The sequence below is a fragment of the Bradyrhizobium sp. USDA 4538 genome (genome assembly GCF_024171045.1).
Lineage (GTDB): Bacteria > Pseudomonadota > Alphaproteobacteria > Rhizobiales > Xanthobacteraceae > Bradyrhizobium > Bradyrhizobium australafricanum.
In genome coordinates, this window is record NZ_JALJZE010000001.1 from 6,833,032 (window position 1) to 6,859,540 (window position 26,509).

A 26,509-nucleotide genomic window follows, 5' to 3' on the forward strand; every position below is an offset into this window, starting at 1 on the left:
GCCGCAATCCGCCTGGTGGGCAAAGCGCGCTGCCGCGCTCAGACGGCGCCATAGAAGTGTCGGTATTGCCAGGCGGCGTCGCGCTCCAATTGGTCTTCAGACCACGATTGGTCTTTGAACCGCATGACCGACATCGGCGATAGATCGACGGGCGGCTTGCCGTCCACGATCCAGGCCGCAAGCGCCTCGCCGACGGTCGGCGAGATCGACAGACCGGCGACGTTGCACCCGCTCGCAAAATAGAAGCCGGTCACGCCGGCGGCCGGGCCGAGAATATGATGGCCGTCGGCGGTCATGGTCGGAATGCCGCCGCGAAACTCCCGCACCTTGGCGGTTTGCAGGAACGGGAGCTGGTCCTTGACCTCATCGGCGGCTGCATGAAGCACGCCGATGTCGAGCGGCATGTCCTTGACGTCGAAGCCGGCCCCAAGCGACTGCATATCGAAGAAGCGCGGCGTTTCCTCGTAGACACCCCACAGGAAGCCGCCCTGACACGGGCGGGCATACACCGCAGCATCCATGATGCGGATCATCGGCAGGTCGGCACGGACGCCATCCAAAGGCTCGGTGACGATCAACTGCTGCCGGGTCGGCACCAGCGGCACGCGGATCCCGCTCGCCTCCGCGACCTGCCGCGTCCACGCGCCGGCCGCATCGACGACAACCGGACTTTCAATGACGCCGTTCGCGGTGGTCAAGCCGATCACGGTGCCGCCGACGATGTTGACGGCGCGCACGTCAGTCTTCGGCAGCAAGGTTGCACCGTTGGCCGCGGCGGCTGTGGCGAAACCGACGGCAACCTGCGCCGGGTCGAAATACCGGTCGTCGCCGATCCGCATCGCCGCAACGACGCCCGTCGGCTGCAAGAACGGATTGAGACCGCTCGCCTGTTCCGGAGAGATCAGCTCGACATCGAGGCCGGTGCGGCGTCCGCGCTCGAAGTCGTCCTCGATTACTTCGGCGTCCTGCGGCCGGCGCGCAATCTTGAGGCTGCCCGAATGCACCCAGTCGAGCGGCTGGCCGGTTTCTTCCGTGAACGCCTCGATCTTGCGGCATGCGTCCTTGATGAGGCCAATCATCAAGTCGCTCTTGCGCGCGCAACTCACCATGCCTGCCGCGCGGGGGGAAGTTTGCGATCCGATCTCATGCTTGTCGACAAGGGCGACGCTGAGACCTCCACGCTTGCTCAGGTAATAGGCTGTGGCCGCGCCCAATCCGCCCGAACCAATAACAACAACATCGGCCTTGCTGATCATGATGCAATGCCCTGAAATATGCTGATGGTCATCGAACGCCCGAAGCCTACTACGCGGCGCAGGAGCTGACTATCGCTTTCCGTCCCGGCACGGATCGGGCCTTTGCGACGTCGCACGGCTAGCGGTCGACGTGTGGGTTGAGCTTCTTCGCCGCAGCGATATCAGCAGGCGGGCAGGGTCCGCACGTGGGTTGCTCAAGAAACTAACGTCAGCGCCTGGCGGGCAGATGAGGGATGCGCGGTCAGAACTGGCGTTTGTCGTCAACCTGCGGATAGATTTATCGCCATGCAGTTCGACACCAAGATCGCGGTCGTGATCCGCACCGACCTGGAAGTCTGGCAGAAGCTCAACGTGGCGTCGTTTCTTGCCGGCGGCATCGCGGCTTCCTTCCCCGAATGTATCGGCGAGAATTACCAGGACGGCTCGGGGACCAGATATCTCTCCCTGATAGGCCAGCCGATTCTGATCTACGGCGCCGACGGGCCTGCGCTATCGCGAGCGCTGGCGCGCAACGTGCAGCCGGCGCTTTACACCGAGGACATGTTCAAGACCACGCATGACGCCGCCAACCGCGAGGTGGTGAAGGCGGTCGTGCGCAGCGAGCTCAACCTGGTCGGCCTCGCCATTCGCGCCGAGCGCAAGGTGGTCGACAAGATCCTCGATGGGCTGAAGTTTCACACGTAGCGGACAGCGCGCGTAGTGCGGTCCGGCGCTTATCGGCTCGCCTCCTTGTCCGGCATGATCTGCAACAACGGCGTCGGCGCAATCGATATCTGGCCGGTGAATGGTCGATCATGCGCGGCAATCAGCAGAACCGATGTGGCCACGCCGGTCGCGAACAGGCCCATCGCGATGGCGGATCCCAACCGGTTGTCGCAGTGAACAAGGGCAATGACCAATAGCTCGCAGATGGCCTGAAGGTAGAGGCACCACCATTTGATCGAGTCGACTTCGGTCTGGCTGACGATGATCCGTTGTCGTCGCGCATCGAGTGCCGAATTCAGATTGGTGATGATCTCGTGCTGGGTCGTCTGCTGGCCCGGGTTTTGCGCGGGCGTTGACACGACAAGGCGCAACGCCGCGGTCAGCGCGGGAGGCGCTGCCTTGAGCGATGCAGCCTGGCGCGCCATCATCGGCCATTCCACGGCGACCGTTTCCTTGACGTAGTCGCGAACGAGGCCGCGCAGGCGCGCCTCCTGCTCCGGCGGCAGACCGCCGGCGAGCAAGATGACCGCCCGCAACGAGCTGGCTTCGCGGCTCACCGCCGCGGTGGCGCGATCGCTGTCACTCCAGACCTGTGCCGCGGTGAACGCGACAAACAGGCCGAAAAGGATGCCGAGCACCGGCAACATGCCGGGAGAGATCGATTTGAAAGACGTTGCGCGCTCCTTGGTCGACAGGATCGCAACGCCTGCGAAAATGAGAACGGCAACAAGATAGGTGAAGCCGAAGACGATGAAGGCCATCCACGGCACAGAAAGGTTGTGTAACCAATCGCTCATAGGTGTTTCCCCCAGCCGATCACTTGTATCAAAATCCCCCCAATCTCGCCGGGGAGAGCACGAGGTGAGCCGTAGCCGATCGCGCAGGGAAAGCCGGATTGCTCCGGTTACACCTGTGGTGCCACCCCTGTGCCTTTTTGTTGCACAGGGCCCGCGGGTGCGATCGCCACCCGGCTTTCCCTGCGCCCACTGTTCCCAGAAGGGCGGAAATAAGCAGCAAATTCGGGCATTTGCGCCGCGAGATCGCGAATCTATGCGCATCCTGAGGACCCGGAAAGGCCGACAGGAACGCTTCCGGCCGGCAGGCGTTTTCTCTGAACGCATTGACAATGACTGACTGGTCAGTCATATTATGGCCATGACAAAGCGCATCGAAGAAACGAGCCGCTCCCGGCCTGCCAGGCGCCGGACCACCGCGATCCGGGCTGCCGCGGCGAAGATCCCGAAGGTGGCCTCGGCAAAGCTGCCTGAGCCGAAGCCCGCCGCGAACCGCGCCGAGAAATCGGCGGAGCGGCGCGCTGCGATCGTCGAGGCGGCGATGGACGAGTTCATTGCGCGCGGCTTCGCCGCGACGCGGCTCGACGATGTCGCTAAGCGGGCGGGCGTCGCCAAGGGCACGCTCTATCTGTACTTCAAGGACAAGGAGTCGATGTTCGAGGAGTTGATCCGCACCGCAGTCGTGCCCTTGGTCAATCGCATGGCCGCGCCGCCCACCATCACCGGTCCGGTGCGCGATGCGGTGGAGAGGTTTGCCGAGACCTTCATCCGCGAGATCGTGTCGACCCGGCGCGGCGACATCGTCCGCCTGATCGTCTCCGAAGGGCCGCGCTTCCCGACGATCGCCGACTTCTATTTCCGCGAGGTGGTGTCGAAGGGGATGGCCGCGATGCAGGCGCTGATCCAGCTTGCGATCACGCGCGGCGAGATCAGGCAGCGCCAGCTCGCGCAGTTTCCGCAACTCGTCGTGGCGCCCGCGATCGTCGCGGTGATCTGGCAGAGCCTGTTTGCCCGGCACGCGCCGCTCGATGCTCTCGCGATGTTCAAGGTTCATCTCGATCTGATCTTCGGCGAACGGAGCAAGTCATGACCGTCTCGCGCATGATGAAGCTCGTGACCGCAGTCGTGCTGGCGGCGGCGCTGGCCGGTTGCCAGGAGAAGCGTGATCCCGGCTTCCAGGGCTGGGTCGAGGCCGATATGATCTTCGTCAGCCCCGATGAATCCGGCCGCGTCATCAAGCTCAATGTGCGCGAGGGCGACGAGGTCAAGCCCGGCGATCTGCTCTATTCGGTCGACGACGATTTGCAGCGCGCCGATCTCAACCAGAACAACGCGACCCTTGCCAACGCGCGGCAGAGCTATGACCGCGCGGCCTCGCTGCGCGGCACCGGCGCCGGCACCCAGGCCAATCTGGATTCCGCGGTCTCGGCGCTGCGCGTCGCGGAGGCGCGGGTCAACACCTCGCAGACCCGGCTCGACCGCCGCAAGGGCTTTGCGCCGATCGCGGGCTCGATCCAGCAGATCTATTTCCGCGAGGGCGAGATGGTGCAGGCGCAGCGCCCGGTGCTGTCGATCATGCCGCCCGGCAACATGAAGCTGCGCTTCTTCGTGCCGGAGGCCGAGCTGCCGAAGCTCGCGCTCGGCGACGAGGTGAGGGTGACCTGCGACAATTGCGCCGCCGACCTCACGGCAAAGATCTACTTCATCGCCACCACGGCGGAATACACGCCGCCGGTCATCTACAGCCTCGATGAACGCAACAAGCTGGTCTATCTGATCCAGGCGCGGCCGAGCCGGCCCGATGTGCTGCGCGTCGGTCAGCCGATCAGCATCTACCTCAATCCCAAGACGCCGGTGGCGGAGCGCAGATGAACGGCGGCTCCACCAGCGCGCGGTCCAACGCACCCTCCATCGCGATCGATGTGAAGGGCCTGACCAAGTCGTTTGGCGGACGCGAGGTCGTCCATGACCTGTCGATGCAGGTCAAGCGCGGCTCGATCTACGGCTTCCTCGGTCCCAACGGCAGCGGCAAGACCACGACCATCCGCATCCTGTGCGGCCTGCTGACGCCCGACAGCGGCGAGGGCACCTGCCTCGGCTACGACATCCGGCGCGATGCCGACAAGATCAAGCGCAAGGTCGGCTACATGACGCAGCGCTTCAGCCTCTACCAGGATCTGTCGGTGCGCGAGAATCTCGAATTCGTGGCGCGGCTCTATGGCATGCCGGACGCGCGCGGGGCTGCGGCCGACATGATCGCGCGGATCGGGCTGAAGGGCCGCGAGGAGCAGCTCGCCGCCAATCTCTCCGGCGGCTGGAAGCAGCGGCTGGCGCTCGGCGCCTGCACGCTGCCCAATCCGCAATTGCTGCTGCTGGACGAGCCGACCGCCGGCGTCGATCCCAAGGCGCGGCGCGATTTCTGGAACGAGATCCACGCGCTCGCCGCCGAAGGCCTCACCGTGCTGGTCTCGACCCATTACATGGACGAGGCCGAGCGCTGTCACGAGATCGCCTACATCGCCTACGGCCATCTGTTGGCCCATGGCACGGTGGACGAGGTGATCGCCGCCTCCGCGCTGTCGACCTGGACGGTGACGGGTGAGGATTTCAATGGCCTGATGGCCGAACTCACGGACAAGCCCGGCGTCGACATGGTGGCGCCGTTCGGCACCAGCCTGCACGTCTCCGGCCGCGACAAGGCGGCGCTCGAGGCCGCGATTGCGCCCTATCGGGACAATTCGAAATGGCATTGGCAGGCCAGCGAGCCGTCGCTCGAAGACGTCTTCATCGATTTGATGGGGCGCTCCAAGGATAATTTCCAAGGATAACTTTCAAGGATAATTTCCAGGGATAATTGCGATGAGCGCAACGGAAACGATCCAGAAGAGCGAGGCGAGGGAGCCGGCATTCGGCTTCTGGCGGCGCAGCTACGCGATGCTGGTCAAGGAGTTCATCCAGCTCCGCCGCGACCGCGTCTCGTTCGCCATGATCATCATGCTGCCGGTGATGCAGCTGACGTTGTTCGGCTACGCCATCAACACCACGCCGCGCAATCTGCCGACCGCCGTGCTGACCCAGGAGGACAGCGATCTCGGCCGTTCGATCCTGAAGGCGATGGAGAACACCGCCTATTTCCATTTTGTCCGCGAGGTCCACACCGTCGAGGAGTTCGACGAGCTGCTGCAATCCGGCAAGGTGCTGTTCGGCGTCGAGATCCCGCGCGGCTTCGAGCGCGCGGTGCGGCGCGGCGACAGGCCGGCGCTGCTGGTCGCGGCGGATGCCACCGACCCGGTGGCGTCGGGCTCGGCGCTCGGCGCGCTCGGGCCGCTGGTGCAATCGGCGCTGGCGCATGATCTGCACGTCGGCGATCCCCCGGACATGCCGTTCGAGATCCGCGCTCACGCCCGTTACAACCCGGCGGCGGACTCGCGTCTCAATATCGTGCCCGGCCTGGTCGGAACCATCCTGACCATGACCATGCTGATCTTCACCGCGCTCTCGGTGACGCGCGAGATCGAGCGCGGCACCATGGAGAGCCTGCTGTCGATGCCGATCAAGCCGGTCGAGGTGATGTTCGGCAAGATCATCCCCTATGTGCTGGTCGGCTTCATCCAGGCCACGCTGATCATCGCCATCGGCATTGTGCTGTTCGGTGTGCCGGTCCTCGGCAGCCTGACGCTGCTGGCGCTGCTCACCACACTGTTCATCACCACCAATCTGTCGATCGGCTACACCTTCTCGACCATCGTCCAGAACCAGCTGCAGGCGATGCAGCTCTCGATGATGTTCTTCCTGCCGAGCATCCTGCTGTCCGGCTTCATGTTTCCGTTCGCGGGCATGCCGGTCTGGGCGCAATATATCGGCGAGGGGCTGCCGTTGACCCACTTCGTGCGCATCGTCCGGGCAATCATGCTGAAGGGGGCGGCGATGCAGAACCTGCAATACGACACCGTCGCATTGGTCGCCCTGATGCTGTTCGCCATGACGATCGCGGTGACGCGCTTCCGCCGCACGCTCGATTGAGGCTATGATGGATGCCATCAATGATCGTCATTCCGGGGCGATGCGAAGCATCGAACCCGGAATCTCGAGATTCCGGGTTCGCTTCGCGCCCCGGGATGACGGGGTGGGAGGCATGGCGGAATCTTCGGACAAAAGCGGCGCAGCGGCAGACACAACCGTATCCGCCGATTTCCATCACGCCCTGATGCGCGAGGTGATGACCACCGAGCTGCTCCGCATCAAGGTGCTGATCGCTACCGCCGCTGCTCTCGCGGCGATCAGTCTGCTGGTGTATTTCTTTGCGCCCGACGCGGTCAGCCGCGTCTGGCACGGCAACCTCAGCCCCGTCTACGTCTTCTACGTCACCATTCCGCTGATCCTGTTCGAGCTCTGGGTGCACGGGGCAATCAGCTGGCACATGCGCAAGGGGCGCGACCTGCCGGTGGTCCGGCGCTACATCGGCGTGCTGGTCGAGACGTCGCTGCCGACCGTCGTGCTGGCGCTGCACATGAATAGCATGGGGCCGCAAGAGGCGCTCGGCTTCGTGGCGCCGCTGATCTATTTCGTCTTCATCATCCTGTCGACGCTGCGGCTCGACTTCTGGCTCTCGACCTTCACCGGCTTCGTCGCGGCGGCCGAGCTGTTCTACATGGCGGTGTTCTTCCATCCCTCGGGCGGCGGCGCGGCCGAGACCAGCATCTACTATCACGCCGCGCGGAGCTCGATCATCCTGATCTGCGGCATGCTGGCCGGCGCGGTCGGCATGCAGCTGCGCCGGCAGTTCGCGGCCAGCATCGCGGCCGCCACCGCGCGCGATCGCATCACCAATCTGTTCGGCCAGCACGTCTCGCCGCAGGTGGTCGAACGTCTGATGACGGAGGGTGCCGGCACCGGCAGCGACATCCGCCGTGTTGCGGTGATGTTCGTGGATTTCCGTAGCTTCACGGCCGGTGCGCGCACCCGCTCGCCGCAAGAGGTGGTCGACAGGCTCGATGGCGCCTTTGCCGTGCTGGTCGATATCCTCGATCGCCATGGCGGCATCGTGAACAAGTTTTTGGGCGACGGCTTTCTCGCGCTGTTCGGTGCCCCGTTCGAGACCGGCGACGCCGCGCATCAGGCGGTCGCCGCCGCGCGTGAAATGCTCGCCGCGAACGAGCGCACCAACGCGGCGACGAGCTGGCCGCTGCGCATCGGCATCGGCATCCACATCGGCGAGGTCGTCGCCGGCAATATCGGCTCGCCCCGGCGCAAGGAATACACCGTGATCGGCGACACCGTGAATTTTGCGGCGCGGCTCGAGGCACTGAACAAGGATCTTGGCTCGCAGTTTTTGATTTCCTCCGCGGTGCGCGAGGCGCTCGGCGATGACTGCAAGGACGCGGTGTCGCGCGGCGAGATCCCGGTGCGGGGCTACGAGCACCCGGTGCACGTCTGGCAGTTGGGGTAGGCGGCGACGCTCACATGATCCGAGGCAATCACGCACGGCTCCTCAAGCCGCGCGAGCTGCCTGCATGTGACTACCCGCGATTGCACCGAGTGCTCTGAAGGGCATCGCGCGCGCCGTGCTACGATGACGTCATCGGAATGACCGGAGCACGAGGACAAGCAAGATGCAGCGGCGCTATATCACCGTCGACGTTTTCACCGACCGCGCCTTCGGCGGCAACCCGCTCGGCGTGGTGCTCGACGCCGAAGGGCTGTCGACCGAAGCGATGCAGGCGATCGCGACCGAGTTCAACTATTCCGAGACGACCTTCGTGCTGCCGCCGCAGGACAAGGCCAACGACGCCCAGGTTCGCATCTTCACGGTGCGCTCGGAAATTCCGTTCGCCGGCCATCCCAATGTCGGCACCGCCTTCGTGCTGGCAAGCCGGGCCGCGAAGGCGCCGGCGCGCTTGAGGTTCGAGGAGAAGGCGGGCCTCGTGCCGGTCGAGATCCTGTCCGACGGCGGCAATGTGATCGGGGCCGAGCTGACCGCGCCGCAGGCGTTGCAGCGGACCAATGAGGTCAGCGCGGCCGCGGCCGCCGCGTGCCTGTCGCTGACGGCGGCTGATGTGAAGACCGATCGGCATGCCCCGCAGGTCGTCTCGGTCGGGCTGCCGTTCCTGGTGGTCGAGATCGCCTCGCGCGAGGCGCTGAGGCGCGCCAGGCCCGATGCTGCGGCGTTCGCCAGGACGCTGGCCGAGATCGGCCGCGACGTGGTCTATTTCTACACAAGCGACGTGCCGGCGAGCGAGCAGCCGCTCGACCTGCAGGCGCGCATGTTCCATCCGGGCGCCAGCGGCCTGTCCGAGGATCCCGCCACCGGCAGCGCGACCGCGGCTTGCGCGGCGCTGCTCGCCGATATCGATCCCGCGCGCGATGGCGAATTGCGGCTGCGGATCGGGCAGGGCGTCGACATGGGCCGGCCGAGCCTGTTGCTGACGCGCGTGCGCAAGCAAGGCGGCGCGATCACTTCGGTGCATGTCGGCGGCGGCTGCGTGACGATGATGGAGGGAACGCTGAACGTGCCGGGCGAGGCAGGCTAGAGCTGCGGTGCCGCCAGGTTCTCGATCCTGACGCCGTCGCGCTCTTCGATGATCTCGGCGATCCATCGACGGTGGCAGTGCTGGTGGTCGCGCTCGTAGCAGAGGATGCAGACCGGGCCGGACTGCTTGACCAGCGCCGACAGCTCGTCGAGCTCTTCCTTGGCCTGCGCCGTCTTCAGGTGCGCCGAATAGATCTTGTGCAGCAGCGCATATTGCCCGCTGCGTGCCGCTTCCCGTCCGCTTTTCGGGGTGCCGAGACCGCGCAGATGGACGTAGCCGATGCCGCGCTCGTCGAGACCGGCGGCGAGCTGGGTCTTGGAGAAGCCGGGCCGGCGCGAGGAGGCGATGGCGCGGACGTCGACCAGCAGCTTGACGCCGGCCTGCTCGAGCTCGTCGAGCACCGCCTTCGACGGCGTCTGCTCGTAGCCGATGGTGAACAGCTTCCTGGCCTTCGCCATCGGTTCTCGCTCACTTCACCCGTTCGATCAGCTCCATCGCGCCGGCCGGCGCGCGGACCTTGCCCTCGTGGATCACATAGGCGAACACGTCGCGGGGCGCCTTCTTGGGCGCGGCCTTGTCGACCTTCGGCAGGTCGTCGGGCTCGCTGCCGCCGGCCCAGTCCTGAAACCGCTTGGCCCAGGCGTCGAGCTGCTTCGGCGGATAGCAGGTCTTCAATTCGTCATCGCCCTTCTGCAGCCGGGCATAGACGAAGTCGCTCGCGACGTCGGCGATCGCCGGATATTTGCCGTGCTCGGCGAACACCACCGGCACCTCGTGTTCGCGAATCAGGGCGACGAATTCGGGCACGCAAAAACTGTCGTGGCGGACCTCGACGACGTGGCGCAGCGCGCGGCCGTCGAGCTTGCGCGGCAGCAGCTCGAGGAACTTGCCGAAATCGGCGCCGTCGAACTTCTTGGTCGGCGCGAACTGCCAGAGCACCGGCCCGAGCCGGTCCTTCAGCTCCAGCACGCCCGAATCATAGAACCTCTTCACCGAATCGCCGGCCTCGGCGAGCACGCGGCGGTTGGTGGCGAAGCGTGGTCCCTTCAGCGAGAAGATGAAGCCGTCGGGCACTTCGCTGGCCCATTTGCGAAAGCTCTCCGGCTTCTGCGAGCCGTAATAGGTGCCGTTGATCTCGATCGAGGTCAGCTTGGAGGCGGCGTAGGACAGCTCCTTCGCTTGCGCGAGCTTCTCCGGATAGAACACCCCGCGCCACGGCTCGAAGGTCCAGCCGCCGATGCCGATATAGATGTTGCCTGCGTCGGTCTTGGTCGCCTTGGTGGGAGCTTTGGCCACGACTGCACTCATCGTGAGGGAGGGAACAGGAAGCAAGACTAATCAAAATAATCGTGATTGGCCAGTTTGCCAGATCGGCACGGCGGCGCTTATCGTCGCTGTCGCTCTTCGCTACGATGCGCCAAAATGGAGAACAACAATGCGCATGCTGGTTGCGGCCGCCCTCTTGATCATGTCCTCCGCCGCCATATCCTCCGCTGCAATGGCCGATGAGGTCGACGATGCGCACAAGCTCGCGATCACCGGCCGCGACGCCTACTGGAATTGTCTCGCCCGCGAATATCCCCGCGACAGCAACAAGGCGATGTCCGACCAGGAGTTCACCTCGCTGATCGCCAATGTCTGTCCGTCGGAGCGGCAGAACTTCCGTGTGTCGCTGATCGACTTCCTGTCGCTGCAATTTCCGAAGCAGGACGCCGACGCGAATCTGACGACCGCCAACCGTGCGATCGAGCTCGCGCAGAAGGACATCGTGACCGCCTTCATCCGGCGCAGGGCCGCGGCCAAATAGGTTCCCAAATCCTGTTGCGGCCGGCCGATTTTTGATATCAATCCGCGCAGGCGAGGGGATCATCGGCATGAGATCACAATCGACGGCAGGTTTCTTGGGCGCACTGGTCGCGGCCGTCGCGCTGGCGGCGGCGTTCATCTACGGGCCGTCGCCGAGCCAGCTCCGTAACCCGACCCGGTCCGCCGCACAGCCGCAGGCGGCTCCAGCTGCCGAGGCCGCGCCGGCAGCCCCGGCGCCACGCGGCCCGGTGATCCGGGAAGTCCCGAACAACTAGCGCCTCCTGCGCCCCTTGCGGACCGCCTGGGGCCTTCCTATCTTGCTGCCAACGGCGACGTTGCAGCTTCAGGGCTCCGGCGCCGGACGACCACGACATTGATTGGCTGCGCCGGATGTACGCGCGCCCCTTGTTCGTGGTCGTTGGCATTTTCAGGGGTGTTTTGCCCCGTTTTCCCGCTTTCCGAGCGTGCGTTTGGGTCGGCCTGCCTTGGCAGCGGGAGAGGCTGCGGCTATACGCTGGCGCTCATGAACCAAGCCATCAAGCCGAGCCCCGAAACCTCATCGCAGGCAGCAAGCTTGCCGCTGCTTTCGGTGGTCGTCCCGACCTTCAACGAACGCGACAATGTCACGGTGCTGTACCGCCGGCTCGACGCGATCCTGAAGGACGTGTCCTGGGAAGTCATCTTCGTCGACGACAATTCGCCCGACGGAACCTGGGACGTGGTGCGCGCGCTGGCGCGGAAGGATTCCCGCGTGCGCTGCATCCGCCGGATTGGCCGGCGCGGCCTGTCCGGCGCCTGCATCGAGGGCATTCTGGCCTCGAGCGCGCCCTATGCCGCGGTGATGGATGCCGACCTGCAGCATGACGAGACCCAGCTGCCGAAGATGGTGGCGCTGCTGCAGAGCGGCGAGGCCGAACTCGTGGTCGGCAGCCGCTACATCGAGGGCTACAAGGCCGACGGCTTCAACAAGCAGCGCGCCGGCGCCAGCGCGTTCGCCACCGAGATCGCGCGCCGCGCGCTGAAGGTCGAGATCGCCGACCCCATGAGCGGCTTCTTCATGGTCCGCCGCGACCGTTTCGAACAGCTCGCGCCGCAGCTGTCGACGCAGGGCTTCAAGATTCTGCTCGACGTCGTGGCGACTGCGGAGGGCAAGCTGCGCGCGGTCGAGATTCCCTACACCTTCGGTGCCCGCCAGCATGGCGAGAGCAAGCTCGACTCGATGGTCGCGCTCGACTTCCTCGGCCTGGTGCTGGCGAAGCTGACCAATGATCTGATCTCGCTGCGCTTCATTCTGTTCGCGGCGGTCGGCGGGCTCGGCCTGGTGGTGCACCTCACCATGCTGTTCATCGCGCTCGAACTGTTCAAGGCGCCATTCCCGGAGGCCCAGGCCACCGGTGCGATCGTCGCCATGACCAGCAATTTCATCCTCAACAATTTCCTGACCTATCGCGATCAGCGGCTGAAGGGCTTTGGCATCCTGCGCGGCCTGCTGCTGTTCTATCTGGTCTGCAGCGTCGGCCTGCTCGCCAATGTCGGCGTCGCGTTCTCGGTCTACGACCAGGAGCCGATCTGGTGGCTGGCGGGCGCAGCCGGCGCGCTGATGGGCGTGGTTTGGAACTACGCGATGTCCGGGCTGTTCGTCTGGCGCAAGCGATGACGGCGGCATGAACGCGAGCGAGGCGCGGCTGGCCCGAAACACCGCGCTTGCGGTGTGCGCGCTGGTCGTGTTGCGGCTGGCCGCCGCGGCATGGACGCCGCTGACTTTCGACGAAGCCTATTACTGGATGTGGTCGAAGTCGCTCGCCGGCGGCTATTACGACCATCCGCCGATGGTGGCGGTGGTGATCCGGCTCGGCACCATGATCGCGGGCGATACGCCGTTCGGCGTGCGGCTGGTGTCGATCCTGCTCGCACTGCCGATGAGCTGGGCGATCTACCGGGCGGCCGGCATCCTGTTCGGCGGCCGGCGCATCGCCGCGAGCGCAACGATCCTGCTCAATGTCACGCTGATGGCCGCCGTCGGCACGCTGATCGTGACGCCGGATGCGCCGCTGCTGGTCGCTGCCAGCCTCCTGCTGTACGCGCTGGCAAAGGTGCTGGAGAGCGGTCGCGGCGAATGGTGGCTTGCGGTCGGCGCCAGCGCCGGCGCGGCGCTGCTGTCGAAATACTCGGCGCTGTTCTTTGGTCCGGCGATCCTGATCTGGCTTGCGATGGTGCCGAAGCTGCGGCGCTGGTTTCTGTCGCCCTGGCTCTATCTCGGCGGCCTGGTCGCGCTCGGCCTGTTCAGCCCGGTCATCCGCTGGAATGCCGACCATCACTGGGTGTCCTTCATCAAGCAGATGGGCCGCGCGCGGATCGAGGATTTCCGCCCGACCTACATCGCCGAGTTGATCCCGACCCAGTTTGCGTTCGCAACGCCATTGGTCTTCATCCTCGGCGTGATGGGCCTCTACGCGCTCTATCGGCGCCGCGCCGGCGCGCTGGAGGCGCGCGTGCTGGTCAACACGATGTTCTGGACCATCGTGGTCTACTTCACCTGGCACGCATTGCATGCGCGGGTCGAGGCCAACTGGTTCGCGCCGGTCTATCCCGCCTTTGCCGTAGCGGCCGCGGTCGCGGCAGTCCAGGTGCAGTGGGCGTCGCGCGAGCAGCGCACGGTCGATTTCTGCCGCCGCTGGGCCGCACCCGTCGGCGTCGTGCTGTTCGCGCTGCTGATCGTGCAGGCCAACACCGGTTTGCTCTCGGGCTACCGCCGCGACGCCACCGTGCGCAGCGTCGGTGTCGGCTGGCAGGAGCTTACGGACGAGATCGAGGCGACCCGCGTCCGGACCGGCGCGAGCTGCGTGCTGGCGGCGGACTACGGCACCACCGGCTGGCTCGCCTTCTATCTCCCCAAGGGCACCTGCGTCGCCCAGCAGGGCCAGCGCATTCGCTGGGTCAACATGCAAGAGCCGAGCCCGGCGCAACTGGCTGGCAAGCTGCTCTATGTGCATGAGGTCGAGCAGGCGATGCCGGCCTCGCTGCGCGACAATTTCGCCCGTGTCGAAACGGTGGCCGAGGCCAAACGCATGCGGGGGCCGTTGACCATCGAGACCTACGCGCTCGACCTGCTGGAAGGCGCAAAGGGCGAGATCCTCGACCGTTCCCCGCCGCCGGAACTGCAATAAATCCTCGCCGTTGAGTGTCGGATCGTCCGGGTCCGGGTCGTCTTCCAGACAGCCCGTCAACCACGCGAGGTTCCAACATGACCAGTTCCGTCCTCAAGCCTGCTGCCGAACTCGCCACGACCAATGTCAGGCGCTTTCCCAATGAGAGCGCCGAGTATCGAAGCGCCCGCCAGGAATTGCTCGTCGAAGAGATCGAGCTGCGCCGGCATATCGAGCGCGTCGCCGCGCTACGCCGCGCATTGCCGCCGGGCGGCGAGGTGACCAAGTCCTATGAGTTCATCGGAGAGGCCGGTGCGGCATCGCTCGCCGATCTGTTCGGCAGCAAGCCGACCCTCATCATCTACAGCTACATGTACGGCCCGCAGCGCGAGAAGCCGTGTCCGATGTGCACGTCGTTCATGAGCACGTGGGAGGAGAAGCTGCCCGATATCGAGCAGCGCGTGTCGTTCGTGTTCGTGGCGCGCTCGCCGATCGCACGGCTGATCGAGGCGAAGAAGGCGCGCGGCTGGACGCGTCACAGGATCTACTCGGATGCGTCGGGTGATTACACGCGCGACTATGTCAGCAAGGATGACAGCGACCTGCCGGGCTACAATGTCTTCACGCGCCACAACGGCACGATCCGTCATTTCTGGGCAGGCGAAATGGGTGCGGGCACGATGGACCCCGGCCAGGACCCGCGCGGCGCACCGGACATGGATCCGCTGTGGACCTTGCTCGACACGACGCCTGAAGGACGCGGCAAGGACTGGTATCCGAAGCTCAGCTACTGAGAGATGGTTTTTGCTCGATCCCCGCGCGATTACGGGGCGATCGGCAAGGAAATTCTCCCCTGAATATATTCCGGTATGCCGCGCTGGAGCGGCATACCGGAATGTCCCATGATGGGACAGAAAAGCCGCTTTGGCGGTCCAATGTCATCTTAAAAAAGCCCTACGCCACAGGCACTTCCCGCGCTGCAGGGGATCGCATCCGGTTAAGTCGCATTTAACTAAAAGTCGCCTTAATGGCCGTCTGTGCCCCCGCGCGACGTTGAGCCGAACACCCGTTCGACCCCGCGTCGAGTGAGGGACAAAGGTGGACCTGTTTTGAGCGCCGGGCGTATGGGTACGAGTGCGAGTGCGTATGTTCTTGGGGCGCCAAGCCGCAAGAAATCCTCCCGAAAAATTCTCCCACAGCATTTCCTCGGCAGCGCCGCGGTGGCGGGGCTGGTGCTTGGCTGCGCCTGGACCGTCTACGCCAACATTTTTGCGGCGAGCGTCTATCCCTCCGTGGGCAATGCGTCGTTCGATGCGCCGGTGGTGAAGCGGCCCGTCGCGGTCGCTGCGCGGCCGACGCCGGCCTTCAACGAGGTGTTCGCGTCCTTGACGCCCGCACCGGCGGCGCCCGCGAAGACCGAGGTCGCGAAGTCGGAAGTCCCGGCATCGTCGCTTATGTTTAACGATCGGTTTGCGGCCGCCTCGCCCGAGGGCGTCGCGTCCAGCGTCGTGGCTGACGCCGCATCGCAGATCGACCCGATCAAGCAGGCCGCTGCTCCCAAGGTCGCCGAAGCGGCGAGGGCGGTCGCCTCCGCGGAGCTTGCCGAGACATCGAAGCCGTTGCCGGCGCCGAAGTCGGTCGAGACCGCCAAGAAGCAGGCCGCCGCCAATCTGAAGGTGGCGCTCAACGATTCCACCGCGGACGTTCAGCCCAAGGGGGCCGAGAAGGCGTCCGAGGCGAAGCCTGCCGAGGCCAAGCAGGCTGCGAAGTCCGGCGGCGTTCGCGACATGGCCGCGCGCGCCAAGGCCGCGGTGATGTCGATCGCATCGAACGAGCGGCAGACCATGGTCGAAAAACTGTGGGGCAAGCGGGAGTCGAGCGGCGGACTGCTCTCCTTCGCTTCAGCCGATGCGAACGTGACCGGCAGCATCCCCTCGACGTTGGACCAGAACCCGATGCTCGGCGGCTCGCCGCCCTATGACCGTCAGACCGCGGTCTACGACATCTCAGCCAAGACCGTGTACCTGCCCGACGGCACGCGCCTCGAGGCGCATTCGGGCCTCGGCTCCAGGCTCGACGACCCCAGGTCCTCGCATCTGAAGATGGTCGGCGTGACGCCGCCGCACATTTACGAGCTCAAGCCGCGCGAGGCGCTGTTCCACGGCGTGCCGGCACTGCGGCTCAATCCGATCGGCGGCGAGGGCAAGATCTTCAACCGCGACGGCTTGCTCGCGCACACCTTCATGCTCGGTCCGAACGGCGACTCCAACGGTTGCGTCTCGTTCAAGGACTATTACGCGTTCCTCGACGCCTACCGTAACAAGGGCATCCGCCGTCTCGCGGTGCTCGCGCGGATTCAGTAGTCAGAGCGGGCAGCGGCCCACCGCCGCGGCCTGATCGACGTCTGGAACTGGATGCCATAGTCGCTATACTGCACTGATCCAGAGCGAGTCCAAGCTCGGCAACGGATCTGGTGCAACGCGAACATGTCTCCCACACCCTCCATCGAAATCCCGCCGCCGATCACGACCGAAGCGTTCGTCGATGCCGCAGCCGCCGTTGTCCGTCTCGAAGAGATCTACGAGCGCAACACCGGCTTCCTTCGCAATCGCTTTGAGGCCTATGTCAACGGCGTGCCGTTCACGACGCGGGTGCGGGCACATTACCCGTTCGTCCGTATCACGACCTCGTCACATGCGCGGCTCGACTCGCGGCTTGCCTACGGCTTCGTCGCAGGACCCGGCGTCCACGAGACCAGCATCACGCGCCCCGATATCTTCCGGACCTATCTCACCGAGCAGATCGGGCTCCTGATCAAGAACCATGGCGTGGCGGTCGAGATCGGCGAGTCGAACGAACCGATCCCGATCCATTTCGCCTACCGCCGGGACATCAATATCGAGGCGGCGCTGACCATCGCCGACAGTTCGGCGTTCACAAGGTCGCTGCGCGACATCTTCGATACGCCCGATCTCGCCGCGATGGACGATGCGATCGCCGACGGGACCTTTGAGCTGACGCCGGGCGTGCCGGAGCCGCTGGCGCTGTTCCGCGCGGCGCGGGTCGATTACTCGCTGCGCCGGCTCTACCACTACACCGGCACCGATCCGGAGCACTTCCAGAATTTCGTGATCTTCACGAACTACCAGTTCTATGTCGATGCCTTCGTGCAGCTCTCCCAGCAGCGGCTTGCGTCGGGCGAGGCCGGTCTCGAGGCCTTCGTCGCGCCCGGCAATGTGATCATGCACAATGCGCGGCTCGGCGGCGGCACCACCGGGACCCCGTCCGAACGCGTCCCGCAGATGCCGGCCTTTCATCTGGTCCGGCCCGGCTATCGCGGCATTACCTTGATCAATATCGGAATCGGTCCGTCCAATGCGCGCAACATCACCGATCACGTCGCGGTGCTGCGGCCGCATGCCTGGCTGATGATCGGGCACTGCGCCGGACTGCGCAACACGCAGCGGCTCGGCGATTATGTGCTCGCCCATGGCTATGTGCGCGGGGACCACGTGCTCGATCACGAGCTGCCGCTCTGGGTGCCGATCCCGGCGCTTGCGGAGATGCAGGTCGCGCTTGAGGAAGCCGTCGGCGAGGTGACCGGGCTCACCGGCTTCGAGCTCAAGCGGCTGATGCGCACCGGCACGGTCGCCAGCGTCGACAACCGCAACTGGGAGATCAGCGGGCCGCAGGTGATCCGGCGCATGTCGCAGTCGCGCGCGGTCGCGCTCGACATGGAATCGGCGGCGATCGCCGCCAACGGCTATCGCTTCCGCGTACCCTACGGCACGCTGCTATGCGTCTCCGACAAGCCGCTGCACGGCGAGATCAAACTCGCAGGCATGGCCAGCGAATTCTACCGCCAGCGCGTCGGCCAGCACCTTGAGATCGGTCTCAGGGCGCTGGAGCGGCTCAAGCAGCAGGAATCCGAACGCCTGCATTCGCGCAAGCTGCGCAGCTTTGCCGAGGTCGCGTTTCAGTAGCGAACGCAGAGCGGAGCGGCCCTCAGGCGAGCGCGTTGCCGCGGGCGATGATCGCGAAGCGGTCGGACAGTTCGGCGAGCGCGACGTCGTGAATCAGCCTTGCGGCAATCGTGCCGCCGACGCCGTCGGGCAGGTCGCGGGTGGCGCAGCTGTCGGCGTCGATCGTGGTGCGGAAGCCGAGATCGAGCGCGGCGCGGGCCGTCGAGCTCACGCACATATGCGTCATGAAGCCGGCCAGCACCAGCTCCTTGCGGCCGGTCGCGGCAAGCTGCGCGTTGAGGTCGGTGCCGGCGAACGCGTTCGGCAATTGCTTCTCGATCACGATCTCGCCCGGCCGCGGCGCCAGCGGCGCGACGATCGCGCCACGCTCCGCGCTGCGGTCGAACAGGCTGCCCGGCTGGCCCTTGTGCGCGATGTGGATGATCGCGGCGCCGCTTTCCCGGGCGCGCGCGAGCAATGCGGTGGCGCGCGCAATCGCCGGGTTGGCGTCGGGCAGCGCCAGCGGACCGGCCAGATATTCGTTCTGGATATCGATCAGCACCAGGCAGCTGTCGCCGAGGCGGGGCGGGGTGAGGTCGATACCGGCAAGCTGCATCAATGTCTTGGCTGACGTCATGGTCGTTCTCCAGCGGATGTGTCGCCGAAAACATAGCCCGAGATCGGCCTGCTGTTATGCAGGGATATTGCAGCCAGTGGCTGCGTTATTGCAGGCGGCAGCCGCGCGATGTAGCCTGCCGCCATGAACTGGGACGATCTTCGCATCATCGCGGCCGTCAGGGACGAGGGCACCTACGCGGGCGCCAGCGCGCGGCTGCGCATCGACGAGACCACGGTCGGGCGCAGGCTGGCGCGGATCGAGCGCGCGCTCGGCCTGCGCCTGTTCGAGGCCGTCGATGGCGTCCGCAAGCCGACTCGGCAGTGCGACATGGTGCTCGCGCATATCGAGGCGATGGCGGCGCATGCCGAGGAGATCGGCCGGATCGGCGAAAGCCTGCCTGGTCCGGTCGGGCGGCTGCGCATCGCCTCCACCAGCGCGATCGCCGAGGAGGTGCTGGCGCCGCGCACAAGTGAATTCCTGCGCGCCCATCCAGGCCTGACGCTGCAGTTTCTGACGTCGAGCGACAATGTAAAATTCTCGCGCTGGGAGGCCGATCTCGCGATCCGCTTGCGCAAGCCGGACAAGGGCGACTTTGCGATCTCGAAGCTTGCCGAGGTCAGGTCGTATTTCTTCGAGCCGGCCGCGACGACAGCGGGCGAAGCGATGCTGTGCGCCTATCCCGACGAGCTTGGAGGGATTCCGGAAATGCAGTTCCTGCGCGCGAAGCGGCTTCGCGCGCGCTGCGTCACCGACAATGTCCGGATCATCCACACGCTGATTCAGTCGCATCACGCGGTCGGCGTGTTGCCGGAGCACAGCTGTGCCGGCCTGCTGACCGACCGCCGTCTGCGCGCCACGCTGCTGCCGAAGCGACGCGACGTCTGGCTCCTGGTGCAAAACCATCTCAAGCGCGACGCGGCAACGCGCGTCACCATCGACTGGCTGCGCGCCTGCTTCCAGGATGCCGCGCAGAGGGGGTGAGGTGCCCTCGCAATGGCGGGACGTGCCGCGACGCGTGGGTCACAGCAGCGCCCCGTCATGAAAAAATCACACGCAGCCCCCTTGCAACCCGGACGTGCTTCGTCTATTAGCCCGCTCCTTTGCTTCGGCCACGGGTTCGGGCTCGTTGAGATCCCGACTGGCGCGAGCCGCTTTGCGGTGTCGTGTTCCGCCGAAATGAAGATCGCGAGATGAAGCTCATGGTCGAGCGTCGGGGATGAAATCCCGAAGGCATCGGTTCGAATCCGGTCTCTCACAAAGGATAGCTCAGTTGGTTAGAGCAGGTGAATGATACTCATCGGGTCGCGGGTTCGATTCCCGCTCCAAGCGCTCCGTTTCAGCCTGTAAAGCTGATACCTCTGAAGGGGACCGGACGCGCGCTTCAGTCGCAGTCCGGCCGTCCTGCCGCAAGGCATTTCGTCCGAACATCGACACTGTGAGACCGGCTTTGCGCCGCGGTGGATACCGCTTGCGCTGATGCCGGGTGGCTCCGCTCGGCTGCGCGACATTCGTCGCGCGAACGCGCGCGTGCGCCCGTCATCGCGCAAGCCTTAAGCCACGGCCCGCTTGGCTGACAGGAAGCCGCGTTCGCGTCCTCACGTCCTTTGCCAAATGCAACCCGCTCTCAGGCCCATGGGCCTGATGGCAAACGATGGAGGCGTGTCATGACCTGGCACTTCTTGACGACCAATTTGACGGTGAAGGATGGCGAGCGCGCGTTGCTGACGCGCAACGGCCGGCTCGAGCAGGTGCTCGCGCCCGGACGTCACCGCCTGTTCGATCCCCTGCATCAGCTCAAGGCCGAGCTGTTCAGCGTCGTGCGGACCGAATTCCCCGCGGATCGCTTCGCGGTGATCAAGGCCGCGCGCCCTGATCTCGCCGACGAGCTGTTCGAGGCGGTCGAAACCCGCGCGAACGAGATCGCGATCGTCAGCCTCGACGGTCGTCCCGTGCAGCTGATGACGCCCTGGCAGACGCGCGTGTACTGGAAGGTCGCGACGTCGGTCGAGGTCGAGCGCATCGACGTCACCAGCGATCCCCGGGTCACGGCACGCCATCTCGCGATGATCCAGCCCAACCGGGCCGGCGTCATCACCGAGGCGGTGGTCGAGAACCACGAGGCCGGTCTGCTCACGGTCGAGGGCAAGCTGGTCGAGCGGCTCGCGCCCGGCCGGCACGCGTTCTGGATCGCGGGCCGCAAGATCGAGGTCAAGCGCCTCGATCTGCGTCCCCAGGCGGTCGAGATCACGGCGCAGGAGATGCTGACCAAGGATCGCATCGCGCTGCGCGTGACGCTGACCGCGTTCCGCCGGATCGTCGATCCCGAGCGGGTCGTGACAACGGTGCCCGACGTGGATGCGTGGCTGTACCGCCTGGTGCAGTTCGCGATCCGCGAGGCGGTGGCCGGCCGCACGCTGGACGAGGTGCTGTCTGCGAAGGCGGCGCTCGATACGGAGCTTCGCGACTTCGTCCGCGATCGTGTCGCGGACAGCGGTGTCGAGGTCACCGAGCTCGGCGTGAAGGACGTGATCCTGCCCGGCGAGATCCGCGAGCTGGTCAACAAGGTGGTGGAGGCGGAGCGGGTGGCGAAGGCCAACCTGATCCGCCGCCAGGAGGAGACCGCGGCGACGCGTTCGCTCCTGAACACCGCCAGGCTGATGGAGGAGAACCCTCTGCTGCTGCGGCTCAAGGAGCTGGAGTCGCTCGAGCGTCTGGTCGAGAAGGTCGGCCGCATCGACCTGCATGCGGGGGAGGGCCAGGGCCTCGATGCGCTGCTGACCAAGCTGGTGCGTCTCAAGGCGCCCGAGAGCGCGTAAGACAGGAAGGGCCGCCCACGGGCGGCCCTTCGATTTTTTTCGCCGGGACGGACCGCCGGCACCCGTACGAATGTTAGCGTGCAGACGGCTGTAACTGGGCACCGCCACGGTACTGTTCGCATGTCCCGCGCCACGCCGCAAAACAAGGGTGCCACTCCGGTCAGATTGCGATAACGTTCATGCACCGTGGTCCATTCGGCCAGCCGTCAACCCGTCGGTGAAGCCAGTGCAGCAGATTGCGGAATGGCTCGAGAAGCTGGGACTTGGGCAATACGCGCTGCGTTTTGCCGAGAACGGGATCGACCTCGGCGTTCTTCCCGAGTTGACGGATGAAGACTTCGACAGGCTCGGCGTCCTGCTCGGCCATCGCCGCAAGATGCTGCGCGCGATCGCCGATCTCAATCAAGCCGAACTGATCGCCGCGCCGGTTTCACCGCACGATGCCGAGCGCCGCCACCTCACCGTGATGTTCTGCGACCTGGTCGGCTCGACGGCGTTATCGGCACGTCTCGATCCCGAGGACATGTGGGAGGTGATCCGCGCCTATCGCGCAGCCTGTGCGCAGGTGATCACGACATATGACGGCGCCGTTGCCAGATTTATCGGCGATGGGATCCTTGCTTATTTCGGCTATCCCCGTGCCCACGAGGATGATGCGGAGCGCGCGGTGCGCGCCGGCCTCGACGTCATCGCCGCAATCGGCAAGCTCGAGACCCGCGCGGACGAGGGCGTTGCGGTGCGGATCGCGATCGCGAGCGGGCTCGTCGTGGTCGGCGACCTCGTCTCTGGCGGCGCGTCGGAGGAGCAGGCGCTGGTCGGCGATGCGCCGAACATCGCCGCGCGGCTGCAGAGCCTGGCGGAGCCGGGCGTCGTCGTCGTGGCGGCCTCGACCCGCCGGCTGCTCGGCAATCTGTTCACGCTTCGCAACCTCGGCCGCCGCGAGGTCAAGGGCATCTCCGAGCCGATCGCGGTGTGGGCCGTCGAAGGCGAGCCGGCATCGGAAAGCCGTTTCGAGGCGGTGCGCACCGCGCGCTCGATCGGCTTCGTCGGCCGCAAGGCGGAGATCGAATTTGCGCTGTCGCGCCAGCAACTGGCGTGGCAGGGCCAGGGCCAGGCGGTGCTGATATCGGGCGAAGCGGGTATCGGCAAATCGCGGATCGTGGCGATGCTCTCCGACAGCCTGGCGCCCGGAACACACCGCCGTGTGCGGTATCAATGCTCGCCCTATCACACCAACAGCGCGCTGCACCCCTTTGTCGGCCAGCTCGAGCGTGCCGCCGGCATCAGGTCGGAAGATGCGCCGGAGCAGAAGCTGGACAAGCTCGAAGCCATGCTGGCGCTCGGCACGCAGCATGTGCCCACCGTGACACCGCTGATCGCAGCGCTGCTGTCGATCCCGACCGGCGACCGCTATCCGCCGCTCGGCCTCAGCCCGGCGCAGCAGCGGCGGCAGACATTCGCAGCGCTGCTCGACCAGCTCGAGGGCCTCGCCCGGCAGCAGCCGGTGCTTGTCGTCTGCGAAGATGTGCATTGGGCCGATGCCACGTCGCTCGAGCTGCTCGACCTCGCGGTCGACCGGATCAGGGGGCTGCCGATCCTGATGCTCATGACGTTCAGGCCGGAGTTCGAGCCGCCATGGGCGGGGCTCGCCAATGTCAGCCTGCTGCGGCTCGATCGGCTCGACCGGCAGGATACGCGCGCGCTGATCGAGCAGGTGACCGTCGGCCGGTTGCTGCCCGGCGAGATGATGGCGCAGATCATCGAGCGGACGGATGGTGTCCCGCTGTTCGTCGAGGAGCTGACCAAGATGGTCATGGAGTCGGGGCTGCTGGTCGAGAATGCCGGGCGCTATCGCCTCGACAATCCGCTGCCGCCGCTGGCGATCCCGGCAACGCTGCAGGACTCGCTGATGGCACGGCTCGACCGGCTGGCGCCGGTCAAGGAGGTGGCGCAGATCGGCGCCGCGATCGGCCGCGAGTTCTCATATGCGCTGCTGCGCAGCGTGGCTGGGCGCGATGATCTGACGCTTGCCGCGGCGCTTGCCCAGCTCGAAGAGGCCGAGCTGCTGCTGCGCCGGGGCGTGCCGCCGGACGCAAGCTACAGCTTCAAGCACGCGTTGGTCCAGGAAGCGGCTTACGAGAGCTTGCTCAAGAGCCGCCGGCAATTGCTTCACAAGCATATCGGCGATGTGTTGCGCGACAAGTTTGCCGAGATGGCCGAGATCGAGCCGGAAGTCGTCGCCTTCCATTTCACCGAGGCAGGGCTCGGCGAGACCGCGCTGGCGTGGTGGCGCAAGGCCGGTCAGCAGGCGCTGAAGCGCTCGGCCTATTGCGAGGCGATCGCGCATCTCGGCAAGGCGGTCGCCATCGCCGATGAACTGCCCGACGAGCCGGATCGGATGATCGGCCGGCTCCATCTGCAAATCGCCTACGGCCGCGCGCTGCGGGGCAGTCTCGGGCACAGCGCCCCCGAGACGGTCGCCGCCTGGACCCGCGCCCGGCAGTTCGCCTCCGACATCGATGATCCGATCGAACTGGCGCCGATCCAGTCGGGCCTCTTCAACGCCTGCCTGACCCACGGCGAGCTCGCGCCGATGCGGGAGTTGGCGGATGCGATCATGGGCGCAGCGGAGCGGCATCCGCAGTCGCCGGTGGCGAGCATCGTCGCGCGCTGGACCAGCGGGGTAACCTCCTGGTTCGCGGGCGAGTACGTGAACGCGGGCATCCATCTCGAGCAGGCCTTCGCGGCCTATGCGACCGAGCCGGATCCGGCAACCTTCAAGGCGTCGACGCTCGACTTGCCGTTCGTCATCATGAGATTCCTCGCCCTGGTGCTTTGGCCGCGTGGCGAGATCGATCGGGCGCGGCAGCTCGCGGGCGCAGCGGTGGACGTCGCCGGGAAACAGCGCGCGCTCGCGCGCGCCAATGCGCTGGTTCACAAGGCCGTCTTCGACGGGTTGTGCGGCAGCAGGTTGCGCCAGACCGACACGATCCTGGCCCTCGGCCTGGCGCGCGATCACACGATGCCGTTGTATGTCGCCGCCGGCACCTATCTCAATGGTCTGGAGAAGTGGCGTGCCGGCGACCGCGCCGCAGGTCTCGCGGAGATGCAACGTGGCTGGTCGTTGCTTCACGAGAACGACTGCTACCTCTGTGAACCGTTCTGGGGATTGCAGATTGCCGTGGCGAATGCGGAGGCCGGGCATGTCGATGCCGGGCTCGACATCATCAATGAGTTGATCGAGGCGACGGAGCAGTCCGGGCAGCACTGGCTGGATGCCGAACTCTACCGCGTGCAGGGTGGGCTGCTGTCGCGTCGTCACAGCCCCGACATGTCCGGCGCCGAGGATGCCTTCCATCGCGCCCTCGAGATCGCGCGAAGGCAGCAGACCAGGACGTTCGAGCTGCGCAGCGCGCTGGGACTTGCACGTCTTTACAGCCGCAGCGGCCGCGCAGAGGAGATATCTCAATTGCTGGCGCCGGTGCTCGCCGGTTTCGATCCGGCGCTTGATCTTGCCGAGATCAAGGACGCGCAGGAACTGCTCGCGCAGGCGCATCAGTGGCCGGACCGCCACTCGCGCGCGTCTTGACGGGTGCCGCAGCGGCGCGGTCACACCGCGTCCGCCCACGCCCGCGCAGATGGTGAAAGAGCAGGCTCGGATATCGCGCGCGCCGCGAGCGATACGAAACTGGAACTGTTGGGTTCCCGAAGTTCTACGGTGCGACAATGCGCATTTTGCTATTGCGTCCGCTGGCGCATTTGCATCTAACTTTAAGGACGCCGCCGCGGAGAATTCCGCCTTGCGGTCAAGCGTTTGGAATATGTTTTTCATCCCGTGTTCGAGTGAGTATGCTGTGCGACCATTGACGTTCCCGCAGGTGAGCAATTCCGGTGGAACTTGTAATCGCCTTCTCGCGACATTGTCGCCGGCGGATCTGGACCTCCTGAGACCCGAACTTGAGACCGTTGCGCTCGAACAGGATGCAGTCCTGGCGCGCGCCGGTGACGAGATCGACTACGTCTTCTTTCCTCACAGTGGCGCGATCCTGTTGATGATCGACATGGCGGATGGGCAGACGGTCGCGACCGGCGTGGTCGGATGCGAAGGGGCCGTGGGCAGTCTTTCGGTGCTCGGAGCCTCGCCGTCAGGCATTACCGCCGTCGTTCGTGCGGCCGGTACCGCCTCGCGGGTTCCGGCGGCGCGCTTTCATGCCGCTTTCGGCCGCAGTGCAGGGATTCGGCAGGCAATCCAGAAGCACGTCAGATCGATGCTGATCCAGTTTCAGCTCGGCTCCGCTTGCAATGCGCTCCACCCGGTCGAGGCGCGGATGGCGCGCTGGCTGCTTCAGCTTCGCGACCGCGTCGACAGCGACGTCCTCCCGCTGACCCAGCAAGCGCTGTCGCAAATCCTCGGCGTACGGCGAACGACGGTGACCTTGCTGATGGGCAATCTGCGCAAGCGCGGTGCGATCAGGTCGGATCAACGAGGCCAGATCGAGATCGACCGGGCGCGGCTATTGGCGGCGGCGTGCGAATGCCATCGCGTCATGCGTCTCGAGGCCGAGGAGATTTTCTCGGGCGACAAGGTTCGAACGCGAGGAATGGCGCCGGCCAACGATCCGCGCATCCCGGAAATCGAGGCTGACGACGCCGTGTAAGCGCGTTCCCTGCTGCGATCAGCTTCCTGGCCGCCGATCAAGCTCCCGCGTGGGGGAGGATACCCTTTCGAGCTTCGCAATCTCGCGCAGCACCTTTGCGGTCTCGCGCAACTCATTGCGCTTCGGACCGGGCTTCAGCCGTCGTGCTTCATCGAGAAAGTCCTTGGCCTGCAGCAGCCAGGCAGACGTTTCCGTCGTGATCTGTACCTGCGCCATG

The 26,509-nt window shown here is 65.6% G+C and carries 25 protein-coding genes and 2 tRNA genes; 20 read left to right on the top strand and 7 right to left on the bottom strand.

Translation table 11 applies throughout. The annotated features are described in order from the left end of the window. Window positions 1-38: 38 nt before the first annotated feature. A complete protein-coding gene (locus J2R78_RS31110) occupies window positions 39-1,256 on the bottom strand; it encodes an FAD-binding oxidoreductase (RefSeq protein ID WP_253607972.1) in 1,218 nt (405 codons plus the stop codon). Window positions 1,257-1,541: 285 nt separating this feature from the next. Here J2R78_RS31110 and J2R78_RS31115 point away from each other — a divergent pair, with 285 nt between their 5' ends. Then, window positions 1,542-1,940 (top strand): DUF2000 family protein, encoded by a 399-nt coding sequence (locus J2R78_RS31115; protein WP_253607973.1) that lies wholly within the window; start codon window positions 1,542-1,544, stop codon window positions 1,938-1,940. Window positions 1,941-1,969: 29 nt separating this feature from the next. Here J2R78_RS31115 and J2R78_RS31120 read toward each other — a convergent pair whose 3' ends face one another. Then, a complete protein-coding gene (locus tag J2R78_RS31120) occupies window positions 1,970-2,608 on the bottom strand; it encodes a DUF4239 domain-containing protein (RefSeq protein ID WP_253607974.1) in 639 nt (212 codons plus the stop codon). Between the two features lie 495 nt (window positions 2,609-3,103). Continuing rightward, the gene (locus J2R78_RS31125) at window positions 3,104-3,310 is read right to left on the bottom strand and encodes a hypothetical protein (RefSeq protein ID WP_253610085.1); all 207 of its coding nucleotides are present in this window, start codon (window positions 3,308-3,310) and stop codon (window positions 3,104-3,106) included. Between J2R78_RS31125 and J2R78_RS31130 the strand changes: the two genes are divergently transcribed. The 6 genes from J2R78_RS31130 to J2R78_RS31155 all read left to right on the top strand — a co-directional run bounded on the left by J2R78_RS31130 (window position 3,282) and on the right by J2R78_RS31155 (window position 9,285). Beyond that, window positions 3,282-3,845 carry a TetR family transcriptional regulator gene (locus J2R78_RS31130; protein WP_253609975.1) on the top strand — a complete coding sequence of 188 codons (564 nt, stop codon included), beginning with the start codon at window positions 3,282-3,284 and terminating at the stop codon, window positions 3,843-3,845. The two genes, J2R78_RS31125 and J2R78_RS31130, sit on opposite strands and share 29 nt — an antisense overlap. Continuing rightward, on the top strand, window positions 3,842-4,627 hold the full coding sequence (locus tag J2R78_RS31135) for an HlyD family secretion protein (RefSeq protein ID WP_253607975.1): 786 nt from the start codon (window positions 3,842-3,844) through the stop codon (window positions 4,625-4,627). Before J2R78_RS31130 ends, J2R78_RS31135 begins: the two co-directional genes overlap by 4 nt. After that, window positions 4,624-5,583 (top strand): ABC transporter ATP-binding protein, encoded by a 960-nt coding sequence (locus J2R78_RS31140; protein WP_057018437.1) that lies wholly within the window; start codon window positions 4,624-4,626, stop codon window positions 5,581-5,583. The genes J2R78_RS31135 and J2R78_RS31140 overlap by 4 nt, the downstream gene beginning before the upstream one ends. Window positions 5,584-5,614: 31 nt before the next feature. Next, window positions 5,615-6,778: an ABC transporter permease gene (locus J2R78_RS31145; protein WP_253607976.1), complete on the top strand. Its 1,164-nt coding sequence runs from the start codon at window positions 5,615-5,617 to the stop codon at window positions 6,776-6,778. A 112-nt stretch (window positions 6,779-6,890) separates the two neighbouring features. Further along, complete coding sequence (locus J2R78_RS31150; protein ID WP_253607977.1) at window positions 6,891-8,204, top strand: adenylate/guanylate cyclase domain-containing protein; 1,314 nt, start codon at window positions 6,891-6,893, stop codon at window positions 8,202-8,204. Between the two features lie 163 nt (window positions 8,205-8,367). Further along, window positions 8,368-9,285, top strand: a complete 918-nt coding sequence (locus J2R78_RS31155) for a PhzF family phenazine biosynthesis protein (RefSeq protein WP_253607978.1) — start codon at window positions 8,368-8,370, stop codon at window positions 9,283-9,285. Here the strand turns inward: J2R78_RS31155 and J2R78_RS31160 are convergent. Further along, window positions 9,282-9,743 (bottom strand): DUF488 family protein, encoded by a 462-nt coding sequence (locus tag J2R78_RS31160; protein ID WP_057018441.1) that lies wholly within the window; start codon window positions 9,741-9,743, stop codon window positions 9,282-9,284. The genes J2R78_RS31155 and J2R78_RS31160 overlap by 4 nt on opposite strands. 10 nt (window positions 9,744-9,753) lie before the next feature. Further along, entirely contained in the window at window positions 9,754-10,581 is an 828-nt protein-coding gene (locus tag J2R78_RS31165; RefSeq protein WP_253607979.1) for a DUF72 domain-containing protein, read from the bottom strand. A gap of 139 nt (window positions 10,582-10,720) precedes the next feature. Between J2R78_RS31165 and J2R78_RS31170 the strand changes: the two genes are divergently transcribed. The 7 genes from J2R78_RS31170 to J2R78_RS31200 all read left to right on the top strand — a co-directional run bounded on the left by J2R78_RS31170 (window position 10,721) and on the right by J2R78_RS31200 (window position 18,220). Then, complete coding sequence (locus J2R78_RS31170; protein ID WP_253607980.1) at window positions 10,721-11,092, top strand: hypothetical protein; 372 nt, start codon at window positions 10,721-10,723, stop codon at window positions 11,090-11,092. 67 nt (window positions 11,093-11,159) lie between these two features. Next, window positions 11,160-11,366 (top strand): hypothetical protein, encoded by a 207-nt coding sequence (locus tag J2R78_RS31175; RefSeq protein ID WP_057018442.1) that lies wholly within the window; start codon window positions 11,160-11,162, stop codon window positions 11,364-11,366. A gap of 248 nt (window positions 11,367-11,614) precedes the next feature. After that, entirely contained in the window at window positions 11,615-12,748 is a 1,134-nt protein-coding gene (locus J2R78_RS31180) for a glycosyltransferase family 2 protein (protein ID WP_253607981.1), read from the top strand. A gap of 7 nt (window positions 12,749-12,755) precedes the next feature. After that, the gene (locus J2R78_RS31185) at window positions 12,756-14,258 is read left to right on the top strand and encodes a glycosyltransferase family 39 protein (RefSeq protein WP_253607982.1); all 1,503 of its coding nucleotides are present in this window, start codon (window positions 12,756-12,758) and stop codon (window positions 14,256-14,258) included. A 77-nt stretch (window positions 14,259-14,335) separates the two neighbouring features. Then, on the top strand, window positions 14,336-15,031 hold the full coding sequence (locus J2R78_RS31190; protein WP_253607983.1) for a DUF899 family protein: 696 nt from the start codon (window positions 14,336-14,338) through the stop codon (window positions 15,029-15,031). A 426-nt stretch (window positions 15,032-15,457) separates the two neighbouring features. Beyond that, on the top strand, window positions 15,458-16,600 hold the full coding sequence (locus tag J2R78_RS31195) for a DUF2778 domain-containing protein (RefSeq protein WP_253607984.1): 1,143 nt from the start codon (window positions 15,458-15,460) through the stop codon (window positions 16,598-16,600). A 123-nt stretch (window positions 16,601-16,723) separates the two neighbouring features. Continuing rightward, window positions 16,724-18,220, top strand: a complete 1,497-nt coding sequence (locus tag J2R78_RS31200) for an AMP nucleosidase (RefSeq protein ID WP_253607985.1) — start codon at window positions 16,724-16,726, stop codon at window positions 18,218-18,220. 22 nt (window positions 18,221-18,242) lie between these two features. Here J2R78_RS31200 and J2R78_RS31205 read toward each other — a convergent pair whose 3' ends face one another. Then, complete coding sequence (locus J2R78_RS31205; protein ID WP_028336826.1) at window positions 18,243-18,836, bottom strand: cysteine hydrolase family protein; 594 nt, start codon at window positions 18,834-18,836, stop codon at window positions 18,243-18,245. A 123-nt stretch (window positions 18,837-18,959) separates the two neighbouring features. Here J2R78_RS31205 and J2R78_RS31210 point away from each other — a divergent pair, with 123 nt between their 5' ends. The 6 genes from J2R78_RS31210 (at window position 18,960) to J2R78_RS31235 (ending at window position 26,292) form a co-directional block, all read left to right on the top strand. Beyond that, window positions 18,960-19,799, top strand: coding sequence for a LysR family transcriptional regulator (locus tag J2R78_RS31210; RefSeq protein WP_253607986.1), 840 nt, complete (start codon window positions 18,960-18,962; stop codon window positions 19,797-19,799). Window positions 19,800-20,003: 204 nt separating this feature from the next. Further along, window positions 20,004-20,075, top strand: a tRNA-Phe gene (locus J2R78_RS31215). A 2-nt stretch (window positions 20,076-20,077) separates the two neighbouring features. Further along, window positions 20,078-20,144, top strand: a tRNA-Ile gene (locus J2R78_RS31220). 338 nt (window positions 20,145-20,482) lie between these two features. Continuing rightward, a complete protein-coding gene (locus tag J2R78_RS31225; RefSeq protein WP_253607987.1) occupies window positions 20,483-21,634 on the top strand; it encodes a slipin family protein in 1,152 nt (383 codons plus the stop codon). 226 nt (window positions 21,635-21,860) lie between these two features. After that, window positions 21,861-25,223, top strand: coding sequence for an adenylate/guanylate cyclase domain-containing protein (locus J2R78_RS31230; RefSeq protein ID WP_253607988.1), 3,363 nt, complete (start codon window positions 21,861-21,863; stop codon window positions 25,221-25,223). Between the two features lie 49 nt (window positions 25,224-25,272). After that, complete coding sequence (locus tag J2R78_RS31235) at window positions 25,273-26,292, top strand: Crp/Fnr family transcriptional regulator (RefSeq protein ID WP_375167076.1); 1,020 nt, start codon at window positions 25,273-25,275, stop codon at window positions 26,290-26,292. Window positions 26,293-26,310: 18 nt separating this feature from the next. On the opposite strand, the gene J2R78_RS31240 is transcribed toward J2R78_RS31235, so the two are convergent. Continuing rightward, window positions 26,311-26,508, bottom strand: a complete 198-nt coding sequence (locus tag J2R78_RS31240) for a hypothetical protein (protein WP_253607989.1) — start codon at window positions 26,506-26,508, stop codon at window positions 26,311-26,313. Between the last annotated feature and the right edge of the window lies 1 nt (window position 26,509).

Excerpts from the sequence above, each read along its gene's own strand:
- J2R78_RS31110 (WP_253607972.1), bottom strand. The coding sequence starts at position 1,256 with ATGATCAGCAAGGCCGATGTTGTTGTTATTGGTTCGGGCGGATTGGGC.
- J2R78_RS31115 (WP_253607973.1), top strand. The coding sequence starts at position 1,542 with ATGCAGTTCGACACCAAGATCGCGGTCGTGATCCGCACCGACCTGGAA.
- J2R78_RS31120 (WP_253607974.1), bottom strand. The coding sequence starts at position 2,608 with ATGTTGCCGGTGCTCGGCATCCTTTTCGGCCTGTTTGTCGCGTTCACC.
- J2R78_RS31125 (WP_253610085.1), bottom strand. The coding sequence starts at position 3,310 with ATGAACTCGTCCATCGCCGCCTCGACGATCGCAGCGCGCCGCTCCGCC.
- J2R78_RS31135 (WP_253607975.1), top strand. The coding sequence starts at position 3,842 with ATGACCGTCTCGCGCATGATGAAGCTCGTGACCGCAGTCGTGCTGGCG.
- J2R78_RS31140 (WP_057018437.1), top strand. The coding sequence starts at position 4,624 with ATGAACGGCGGCTCCACCAGCGCGCGGTCCAACGCACCCTCCATCGCG.
- J2R78_RS31145 (WP_253607976.1), top strand. The coding sequence starts at position 5,615 with ATGAGCGCAACGGAAACGATCCAGAAGAGCGAGGCGAGGGAGCCGGCA.
- J2R78_RS31150 (WP_253607977.1), top strand. The coding sequence starts at position 6,891 with ATGGCGGAATCTTCGGACAAAAGCGGCGCAGCGGCAGACACAACCGTA.
- J2R78_RS31155 (WP_253607978.1), top strand. The coding sequence starts at position 8,368 with ATGCAGCGGCGCTATATCACCGTCGACGTTTTCACCGACCGCGCCTTC.
- J2R78_RS31160 (WP_057018441.1), bottom strand. The coding sequence starts at position 9,743 with ATGGCGAAGGCCAGGAAGCTGTTCACCATCGGCTACGAGCAGACGCCG.
- J2R78_RS31170 (WP_253607980.1), top strand. The coding sequence starts at position 10,721 with ATGCGCATGCTGGTTGCGGCCGCCCTCTTGATCATGTCCTCCGCCGCC.
- J2R78_RS31175 (WP_057018442.1), top strand. The coding sequence starts at position 11,160 with ATGAGATCACAATCGACGGCAGGTTTCTTGGGCGCACTGGTCGCGGCC.
- J2R78_RS31180 (WP_253607981.1), top strand. The coding sequence starts at position 11,615 with ATGAACCAAGCCATCAAGCCGAGCCCCGAAACCTCATCGCAGGCAGCA.
- J2R78_RS31185 (WP_253607982.1), top strand. The coding sequence starts at position 12,756 with ATGAACGCGAGCGAGGCGCGGCTGGCCCGAAACACCGCGCTTGCGGTG.
- J2R78_RS31190 (WP_253607983.1), top strand. The coding sequence starts at position 14,336 with ATGACCAGTTCCGTCCTCAAGCCTGCTGCCGAACTCGCCACGACCAAT.
- J2R78_RS31200 (WP_253607985.1), top strand. The coding sequence starts at position 16,724 with ATGTCTCCCACACCCTCCATCGAAATCCCGCCGCCGATCACGACCGAA.
- J2R78_RS31205 (WP_028336826.1), bottom strand. The coding sequence starts at position 18,836 with ATGACGTCAGCCAAGACATTGATGCAGCTTGCCGGTATCGACCTCACC.
- J2R78_RS31210 (WP_253607986.1), top strand. The coding sequence starts at position 18,960 with ATGAACTGGGACGATCTTCGCATCATCGCGGCCGTCAGGGACGAGGGC.
- J2R78_RS31225 (WP_253607987.1), top strand. The coding sequence starts at position 20,483 with ATGACCTGGCACTTCTTGACGACCAATTTGACGGTGAAGGATGGCGAG.
- J2R78_RS31235 (WP_375167076.1), top strand. The coding sequence starts at position 25,273 with ATGGTGAAAGAGCAGGCTCGGATATCGCGCGCGCCGCGAGCGATACGA.
- J2R78_RS31240 (WP_253607989.1), bottom strand. The coding sequence starts at position 26,508 with ATGGCGCAGGTACAGATCACGACGGAAACGTCTGCCTGGCTGCTGCAG.